The organism is Paenarthrobacter sp. PH39-S1 (assembly GCF_030063245.1).
In the GTDB taxonomy this organism is placed as follows: domain Bacteria; phylum Actinomycetota; class Actinomycetes; order Actinomycetales; family Micrococcaceae; genus Arthrobacter_M.
In genome coordinates, this window is record NZ_JASISR010000031.1 from 37804 (window position 1) to 46480 (window position 8677).

Below are 8677 nucleotides of genomic sequence, written 5' to 3' on the forward strand. Positions count from 1 at the left end.
ATGAGCGAACTCACTTACCGCGCCTGGCGCGACGGCGACGACCTGGCCCTGAACGAGCTCTGGGGCGACCCGGAAACGTATCAAGGCGGCCAGTTCCGCGGCGCGCTGGCGGAGAATTCCGACGCCGGTCCTTGGCGGCGCTGCATAATCGCCGAGGATCAGGGGATTCCGGTGGCGGCCGGCGTAATTTATGAGACCAGTCTGCATGCGCAAAGGCTCTGGACCTACCTCGAAGTCGCCAAGGATCACCGCCGCGCCGGTGTGGGTGCCACCTTGCTGACCATGCTCCGCCGGGAAGGCGAACATGCGCCCTCGGGGGTGCGTGCGCTGCGGACCAAGGTGGAGCCGGGAACGCCGGGTGCCGCTTTTACCCGGACCGCCGGCATGCGGCAGCTACAGCGCAGCAGGATTGTCCGGGTGCAGCCGGGCGCCGTACGGCTTCCGGTCTTCGGGGACGGCAGCGAGGCCGCGGCCAGCGCCCGGATCCAGGATCTGGCCACGGGTTCGGTGGAGCTGACGGACGTCGTGGGCCGTTACTACGCATCCGCCCACGAGTGGGACCCCACCGGCGTACTCTCGCCAGGCACGGTGCAGAAGCTGTTCCTGGACGATCTCTCCGGCGCCCACGGGGCCATCGTGCTGCGCGGGACGCCGGAGAGCGCTTTCGGCGGCGCGGTGGCGACGGGCAAAAAGAGCCGCATCCAGGCCTTCGCGGTCAGCTACACGCAGGGTGCGACGGACGAGCCGACGGATGTTTTCCTGGGCCATGAGCCGTCGCTGCCGCCGGAACAGGCCGCCGCGGCGGTCCGAGACCTGCTGGCGCTGATTTCGCATCAGTACCCGGTGGTGCTGGAACTGGACGATTCCATGGCAGCCCTGTCCGCCGTCGTCGGGCCCCTGCTTGACGCCGGCAGCGCACGCGTCCTCGGTGCCGAAACGCTCGTCGTAGGCGACTAAGCCACCGCTCCCGTCGGCCACCGGAACAATGACGGCAATCCCGCCAAATGAAGTGGTAACTTTGCCATCATTTGGCGGGAACGCCGTCAGTAAAGGACGGCGGCTGGTCGGGGGCGGGCGACGGTGCGGTGTAGAGGGCAATGATGACGGCGAAGCCGCCGCCCCCACCGATGCTGGTGAAGAAATGGGCCAGATGCTAGGAGATTGACAACCTGCCGGTCCCTTGGACCTTGGGCAGAATGGCTGCCATCGCCGCGTACAGCGGGAATTGGACCAGTATGCCCGCTGTAGCGGGGACGGCCTTGGTCACGGCCTGCAGGAAGCCCAGCGTCAGCAGGCCTGCAAGGACGGGCAGGATGCCGCTGTATTCCAGCCATTCGCGCGGACGGCTGCGTGGGGCGGATTCCTCCGGCTGGTCGTTCAGGTCCACGCCCAGATCCTGTGCCGTGCGGATGGCGGCGCCGGTCGGAGCGGAGAAATGCGCACTGACCGTGGTGAGCAGAATGAGAATGGCGAGCGTCAGCAGGGACTGCCAGGTGAAGATGGTAGTGCCGAAATCCAGCACGCAGGTGATTTTCAGGAGCGCCGGCGGAATGGATGCCTTGGTTGCCTGCAGCTGCGCGGCCGAGGGCGAGAGGCCCAGGGCCCATACCGTGCCCCAGTGACGATGAGCGGCGCGACCGTTCCCTTACCCATGGAGCATAACTAGACGGGTCCGCAGATCATGTCAGCGCCGTCGCGGGTGGCGACAGGCCCCAAAGGTGGGTGTCCCAATCGGTTTGGATCGGTCCATCGATGTCGCACTTCGCGCCGATGTTTTCCAGCCGGGCAGGTGCCAGTTGCGTCCTCGATGAGGGGGCGGGCAGGATTTGCGCGACTTTGAGAGAATTGCTGTGTGACTGTTACCGATCTGCCCGCCAGCTCCACCAGACTTGAGCTGCCACCGCTGAAGCTGGGCAACATAACCGTGCCCACCCCCGTCGTGCTTGCACCGATGGCAGGCATCACCAATACCGCGTTCCGCCGGCTCTGCCGGGAATACGGCGGCGGTCTCTACGTTTCCGAAATGGTCACCTCACGTGCGCTGGTCGAGCGTACGCCGGAATCGCTGCGCATCATCAAGCACGACGACGACGAAAAGGTCAGGTCGGTGCAGCTCTACGGCGTGGACCCGGCCACTGTCGGCAAGGCCGTCCGGATGCTGGTCGAGGAAGACCGCGCCGACCATATTGACCTGAACTTCGGCTGCCCGGTGGCAAAGGTGACCCGCAAGGGCGGGGGAGCTGCGCTGCCTTGGAAGACGGCCCTCTTTACCGCCATTGTGCGCACCGCCGTCCGTGAGGCCGGCAGGGGAAACATCCCGCTGACCATCAAGATGCGCAAGGGCATCGACGACGATCACCTGACCTATCTGGAAGCCGGCCGGATCGCGCGCGACAGTGGCGTCGCCGCCGTCGCCCTGCACGGACGCACCGCTTCCCAGTTCTATTCCGGCCAGGCCGACTGGTCCGCCATCGCCCGCCTGCGCGAGTCGCTGCCGGACATTCCGGTGCTCGGCAATGGCGATATCTGGAGTGCCGAGGACGCGATCCGAATGGTCCGTGAGACCGGCGTCGACGGCGTCGTCATCGGGCGCGGCTGCCAGGGTCGGCCGTGGCTGTTCGGCGACCTGATGGCCGCCTTTGAGGGCAGCGAAAACCGGTACAAGCCCGGCCTCGCCGAGGTTTCGGACAGCGTCTATCGGCACGCCCAGCTCCTGATCGACACCTTCGGGGACGAGGACAAGGCGCTGCGGGACATCCGCAAGCACATGGCCTGGTATTTCAAGGGATACGTCGTCGGCGGCGAACTCCGCGCCAAGCTCTCCACCGTCCCCACGCTTGAGGTACTGCGCTCGCTGCTGGACCAACTTGACCGGGACGCAGCCTATCCCGGGCCGGATGCTGAAGGGCCACGCGGCCGCGCCGGTACGCCCAAACGGACGGCGCTGCCCGATGGCTGGCTGAATGAACGCGCGCTCAGCCCGGCGCAGCAGGCCGTCATCGGTGCGGCGGAACTGGACGTGTCCGGTGGCTGAGGCCAACTCGCCGAACGGGCAGGGGCAGTACGGGCAGGGCCAGAGCGGGCAGGGCGCCGTCCCCGGCGCCTACACGGAGCAGGACGCCGAACGCTGGGTCCGGGAAGCGCCCAAGAGCAACTACCGCACCCCCTTCGAACGGGACCGCGCGCGGGTGCTGCACTCCTCTGCGCTGCGTCGGCTGGGAGCTAAAACCCAGGTCGTCGCCCCGGACACGGACGACTTTGTCCGAACCCGGCTTACCCACAGCCTCGAAGTGGCGCAGGTGGGCCGCGACCTGGGCCGGGCCCTGGGCTGTGACCCGGACGTGGTGGACACGGCCTGCCTCTCCCACGATCTGGGCCACCCGCCGTTCGGCCACAACGGCGAATCCGCTCTCAACGACATTGCCCACGCCATCGGCGGCTTTGAAGGCAACGCGCAGACGCTGCGGCTGCTGACCCGGCTGGAACCCAAGGTCCTCGACGCCAACGGCCGCCCCGCCGGCCTGAACCTGAGCCGGGCCAGCCTGGACGCAGCCTGCAAATACCCCTGGGCCGCGCCCGACGCCCCCGCCATCCACGGGCAGCGGACCAGCAAATTCGGCGCCTACCAGGATGACCTTCCGGTGTTCGGCTGGCTCAGGGCCGGAGCTCCGCGGGCGCATGCGTGCATTGAAGCCCAGGTGATGGACCTGGCGGACGACATTTCTTACTCGGTGCACGACGTCGAGGACGCCATCGTGGCTGGCCATTTCCAGCTCAAATGGCTGGACAACACGGACCAGCGCAGCCGCGTGATCGGCTACACCCAGCAGTGGTACCTGCCGCACAGCGAACCGGCCGCAATCGACGAGGCGCTGCGCCGGCTGGAGGCCACCCCGGTGTGGGTGCGGCACGCCGATGGCAGCCGGGCCTCGATGGCTGCGTTGAAAAATATGACCAGCCAGCTGATCGGCCGGTTCTGCCAGAGCGCGCTGGAGGCCACCCGCGGTCTCTACGGCCCGCAACCGCAGACCCGCTACGCAGCGGACGTCATTGTGCCGGAAGAAACCGTGACAGAAATCGCCGTCATGAAGGGCCTGGCCACCACCTTCGTGATGACCACCGACCACCGCCAGCCCATTTACCAGCGCCAGCAGGACGTGCTCCACGAACTCGTCGCCGTGCTCAGCGCAAGCGGTGCGCAGCATCTGGAGACGATGTTTGCCGCGGACTGGCGGGAGGCGTCCGACGACGGCGCACGGCTGCGCGTGGTGGTGGATCAGGTGGCGTCGCTGACTGACGTGTCCGCGCTGGCCCTGCATGAGCGGCTGGTGGGCGTGCGCCGAACCCTGCTGTGATTTCCTGTGCTGAACTCCCGGAGCGTTAAGCACAGGGCCGACGCCGGCACACAGTAACGTCCGCGCGGTCCCGTAAACTTGGCCCATGGCCGGGCTGATCAAACGCGAAGATATTGACGAGGTCCGCTCACGCACGGATATCAAAGAGGTGGTCGACGGTTACGTCACGCTCAAGAGCGCGGGAATAGGTTCCTTTAAGGGTCTTTGTCCGTTCCACGATGAGCGCAGCCCGTCCTTCCACATCCGACCGCAGATGGGGTACTTCCACTGTTTCGGCTGTCAGGAGAGCGGCGACGTGATTGCCTTCCTGCAGAAAATGGACCACAGCAGTTTCAGTGAAACGGTGGAGAAGCTGGCGGCCAGGATTGGCTTTGAGCTGCATTATGAGGACGGCGGCTCGGGTCCGCGCCGCGAGGAAGTGGGCCGGCGGCAACGGCTGCTGGATGCGCACAAGATTGCCGGCGAGTACTTCCGCGAACAGCTGCTCACCCCGGCGGGATCCACCGGCCGCAGGTTCTTGGCCGAACGCGGCTTTGAACGCTCCGCCGCGGACCACTTCGGCGTGGGATTCGCCCCGCAGGGGTGGGATTCCCTGCTCAAACATCTCCGTGGCCGTGCGTTCACCGAAGAAGAGCTCAGACTCACCGGAATGTTCTCCGGCGGCGCGTCCGTATCCGGCCAGGACCGAATCTACGACCGCTTCCGTGGCCGGCTCATCTGGCCTATCCGCGACATCGCCGGGGATACCATCGGCTTCGGCGCGCGACGGCTCTTCGATGAGGACCAGGGACCCAAATACCTGAACACGCCGGAAACCGTGCTCTACAAAAAATCCAACGTGCTCTACGGCATCGATCTGGCCAAACGGAACATCGCCAGGAAACGCCAGCTCGTCGTCGTCGAAGGTTACACGGACGTCATGGCCTGCCATCTGGCCGGCGTGGACACCGCCGTGGCCACCTGCGGCACGGCCTTCGGCGCGGACCACATCAAGGTTGCCCGCCGGCTGCTCTCCGACGACGGCAGCGGCGGCGAGGTGGTGTTCACCTTCGACGGCGACTCGGCCGGCCAGAAGGCGGCGCTGAAGGCCTTCGACGAGGACCAGCGCTTCGTCGCCCAGACCTACGTCGCCGTCGAGCCCTCCGGCGCGGATCCCTGTGAACTCCGCCAGCGCAAGGGCGACGACGCTGTGCATTCGCTGATCCGCTCCCGGCGGCCGCTCTTCGAGTTCGCGATCCGCTCCACGCTCGCAAAATTCGATCTCAGCACCGTGGAGGGCCGGGTCCAGGGACTGCGCGCCTCCGCCCCGGTAGTCGCCGCCATCAGGGACGGCTCCACCCGGACCGGGTACAGCCAGGAGCTGGCCGGCTGGCTCGGCATTGCCGATCCGAACGAGGTCCTGCGCGCGGTCAACACCGCGCTCAAACGCGGCCCCGCCCCGACGCGGACCGCGGCACCGGGAACACCCACCCAGGCACGCACCGAACCGGCCGCGCCGACGTATGGGCGCCCGGATCCGAAAGACCCGGTGGTCCGGATCGAGCGCGAAGCACTGGAGGTTGCCCTGCAGCAGCCCGGACTGCTCAGCACCGACGACTGGGCACGTTTTTCCGAGGCCGAATTTGCCGTCCCCGCCTACCGCGCGGTGCATCAGGCCGTTCGCGCGGTCGGGGATGCGGGAACCGCCCCGGCGCAGTGGCTGGAGCAGGTGCGGGAGGAACTTCCCGAACCACTTCGCCCGCTTGTCGCCGAGCTTGCCGTCACACCCCTGCCGGCGACCAACGCGGACACCCTGCGCAACTACTGCCTGGACATTATGCGGCGGCTCTTCGAAATGCAGATCACCCGGCTCAAGGCAGAAAAGATGGGCGCCCTGCAGCGGATGGACCCGGGCGCGGACCCGGCCGCCTCCCAGCAGCTGCAGCGGGAACTGATGGAGCTGGAAATCCGCAGGCGCAACCTTCGAGGCGACTGACAAGCCCCGCCAGGAGGGCCCCGCAGACCCTCGGCCGCCGTCGATTTCGCGCTACGGTAAACCTTTGTTATTCTTGAACCTGCTTCATTCCCCTGTAGCTCAATTGGCAGAGCATTCGACTGTTAATCGAAGGGTTGCTGGTTCAAGTCCAGCCGGGGGAGCGGCACGAAGAGGCCCTGATCAGCGGAAACGCCTGTCGGGGCTTCTTTTCTTTTGTCGCGATTTGTCGCCCCGACGGGCCTGCCGAAGGTGGAGCCCGGCTGGCCACTCTGCCCTCGTCCCGGCCAGCCTGGTTCACTGAGGGCGTAGCTTTTGCCGGATTAGCACGGCGCTAAGTGCGGTTGTCTATAGATAACCAGCATCCCCAGGAGGTGCACCGTGAACACGACTCCCAATACCCATACAGCTCGTTCCCCCGATGACGAGGACCCGCTCGACAGCTATTCGCGGACCGTCATCCAGGTCGCGGGAATTGTGACCGGGCAGGTGGCGGCCATTGAGGTGACGGGCGGCGGACGCGGTGGGCAGGTCCGGATCGGCGCCGGCTCGGCTGTTGTGTTCACCGCGGACGGCTACATGCTGACGAACGCGCATGTCGTCGCCGGGGCCCGTGCCGGGCAGGCTGTGTTTGCCGACGGCACCGCCACCGAGGTCGACATTGTGGGATCGGACGCGTTGTCCGATCTGGCCGTCATCCGCGGTTGGACGGCGACGCCGGCGCCCGCCACGCTCGGCGATGCCGAAACACTTCGCGTCGGCCAGCTGGTCATTGCCGTCGGCAACCCGCTGGGCCTGGCGGGCTCCGTTTCGGCCGGCGTCGTCAGCGGTCTGGGGCGTTCAATCCCCACCTGGGCCGGGCCGAACCGACGGGTGATCGAGGACGTCATTCAAACGGACGCTGCCCTCAACCCGGGCAGTTCCGGCGGCGCACTGGCAGATACCCGCGGCCGCATCGTCGGGATCAACACGGCGGTGGCTGGGGCCGGCCTTGGGCTGGCTGTGCCCATTAACGCCACCACCCGCCGGATTATTTCCGCGCTGCTGACCGACGGACGGGTCCGACGTGCCTACCTCGGCCTGGTCAGCACGCCGGTTTCGTTGAACGCGGGCCTGGTCTTGCGAACCGGGCAGCGGCAGGGGCTGCGCGTCGTCGAGGTCATTCCCGGGTCCCCTGCCGACCAGGCCGGACTCAAGGGCGGCGATCTGGTGCTGAGCGCCGGCCGGCGCCCTGTCGCCAGCGCTGAGAGCCTGCAGAAACTGCTCTTCTCCGACGCCATCGGCGTCCCGCTGCCCATTACCGTGCTGCGCTCCGGTGCAGCGGTCGACGTCTTCGCCGTTCCGCGCGAAATGGTGGACACCCACTGAATGCCGATATCACGCCAGGTTTGTGGGAGCAGAAGATTACGACGACGGCGACCGCAGGCTGGCAGAATGAAATCAGACGAAGCTCATCTCCGCCTGCAAAAAGCGCTCCGCCTCGGCCACTGCGGCCAGAAACGCCTCCTGCTCGGTGGGGGACTGTCGAGGCTCCCGCGGATGCCATTCATGGGGCGATGAATGCACGCGCTCGAATCCGGTCTCAGGCGGGGCATAGAAAATCCCAAAGCGCTGCACCGGCCACTCCGGGGAAGTCTCCGGAGCCACGAGCATGGCGGCCCCGAGCGCGGGGTTAAACCACTGTGCAATCGGCCGCCGCCGGTCTTCAACAAATAGTCCGCCTGCATACAAGGCCGCTGATTCCTGACCGGAGTGTGCGCACAAACGATCCCACCACATGGTCAACAATCCGTTATCACACCGCTGCCACGTGGCTGGAAGGGGTTCGGGATCCTGCCTCTTAGGCATGTAAAGATTTTATCCCGGCGCGGCTGCTTAGAACAGGGGACCGCCCTATTTGCGCCCGGGATTGATCCGGTACATTGCCGCGCCCAGAACTACGGCACCGATCAGCGCGGGAATCAGCCTATTTCCGAAATAGCCGCCCAAAATGAGGCCTAGCACGGCGCCAAGCAGGATGCCGACGAACAGGCCGCGGCCGTTTCGGGACGGAGCCGAATTGGTCATGACGACAGCTTACCAATCAAGGACGACGGCGATGCTGCCGCGGCTGGCGGAGCGATCAGCTGTGGCAGAGGCCCCCATGAAACCCGCGGACGCCACCACTTCCCTGCTAGTGGTGTGTCTCCCAAATAAGTAGGGATTTGGGTGTTAAGGTTGGGGTATGTCGAATTTTGCTCCCGCTTTGGTGGTTTCCGACGTTCAGCGCGCCCTGCTGGAAACGCTTTCTAAATCCCAGACGGCATCCCACCGGGAGGTGCAGCGCGCCCAGGTTTTGCTGATGGCCGCC

The 8677-nt window shown here is 66.2% G+C and carries 8 protein-coding genes and 1 tRNA gene; 6 read left to right on the forward strand and 3 right to left on the reverse strand.

Annotation, left to right across the window (positions count from 1 at the left end; translation table 11 throughout):
- Positions 1–957 carry a GNAT family N-acetyltransferase gene (locus QMG52_RS17150; protein ID WP_283561637.1) on the forward strand — a complete coding sequence of 319 codons (957 nt, stop codon included), beginning with the start codon at positions 1–3 and terminating at the stop codon, positions 955–957.
- A 196-nt stretch (positions 958–1153) separates the two neighbouring features.
- Here the strand turns inward: QMG52_RS17150 and QMG52_RS17155 are convergent, their stop codons facing one another.
- Entirely contained in the window at positions 1154–1522 is a 369-nt protein-coding gene (locus QMG52_RS17155; RefSeq protein ID WP_283561638.1) for a TIGR00366 family protein, read from the reverse strand.
- A 330-nt stretch (positions 1523–1852) separates the two neighbouring features.
- On the opposite strand from QMG52_RS17155, the gene dusB reads away from it, so the two are divergent.
- From dusB to QMG52_RS17180, 5 genes are all read left to right on the forward strand, one after another.
- Positions 1853–3034 carry a tRNA dihydrouridine synthase DusB gene (gene dusB / locus QMG52_RS17160; protein ID WP_283561639.1) on the forward strand — a complete coding sequence of 394 codons (1182 nt, stop codon included), beginning with the start codon at positions 1853–1855 and terminating at the stop codon, positions 3032–3034.
- On the forward strand, positions 2964–4355 hold the full coding sequence (locus QMG52_RS17165) for a deoxyguanosinetriphosphate triphosphohydrolase (RefSeq protein WP_283561640.1): 1392 nt from the start codon (positions 2964–2966) through the stop codon (positions 4353–4355). Before dusB ends, QMG52_RS17165 begins: the two co-directional genes overlap by 71 nt.
- Before the next feature lie 85 nt (positions 4356–4440).
- Positions 4441–6330 (forward strand): DNA primase, encoded by a 1890-nt coding sequence (gene dnaG, locus QMG52_RS17170; RefSeq protein WP_283561641.1) that lies wholly within the window; start codon positions 4441–4443, stop codon positions 6328–6330.
- A gap of 88 nt (positions 6331–6418) precedes the next feature.
- A tRNA-Asn gene (locus tag QMG52_RS17175) sits at positions 6419–6491 on the forward strand.
- A gap of 217 nt (positions 6492–6708) precedes the next feature.
- A complete protein-coding gene (locus tag QMG52_RS17180; protein WP_283561642.1) occupies positions 6709–7695 on the forward strand; it encodes a S1C family serine protease in 987 nt (328 codons plus the stop codon).
- A 72-nt stretch (positions 7696–7767) separates the two neighbouring features.
- Here QMG52_RS17180 and QMG52_RS17185 read toward each other — a convergent pair whose 3' ends face one another.
- Positions 7768–8175, reverse strand: a complete 408-nt coding sequence (locus tag QMG52_RS17185; protein WP_283561643.1) for a hypothetical protein — start codon at positions 8173–8175, stop codon at positions 7768–7770.
- Between the two features lie 45 nt (positions 8176–8220).
- The gene (locus QMG52_RS17190) at positions 8221–8394 is read right to left on the reverse strand and encodes a hypothetical protein (protein ID WP_283561644.1); all 174 of its coding nucleotides are present in this window, start codon (positions 8392–8394) and stop codon (positions 8221–8223) included.
- Positions 8395–8677 lie beyond the last annotated feature (283 nt).

Coding starts and splice junctions, on each gene's coding strand:
- QMG52_RS17165 (WP_283561640.1), top strand. CDS start 2,964: ATGAACGCGCGCTCAGCCCGGCGCAGCAGGCCGTCATCGGTGCGGCGG.
- dnaG (WP_283561641.1), top strand. CDS start 4,441: ATGGCCGGGCTGATCAAACGCGAAGATATTGACGAGGTCCGCTCACGC.
- QMG52_RS17185 (WP_283561643.1), bottom strand. CDS start 8,175: ATGCCTAAGAGGCAGGATCCCGAACCCCTTCCAGCCACGTGGCAGCGG.
- QMG52_RS17190 (WP_283561644.1), bottom strand. CDS start 8,394: ATGACCAATTCGGCTCCGTCCCGAAACGGCCGCGGCCTGTTCGTCGGC.
- QMG52_RS17150 (WP_283561637.1), top strand. CDS start 1: ATGAGCGAACTCACTTACCGCGCCTGGCGCGACGGCGACGACCTGGCC.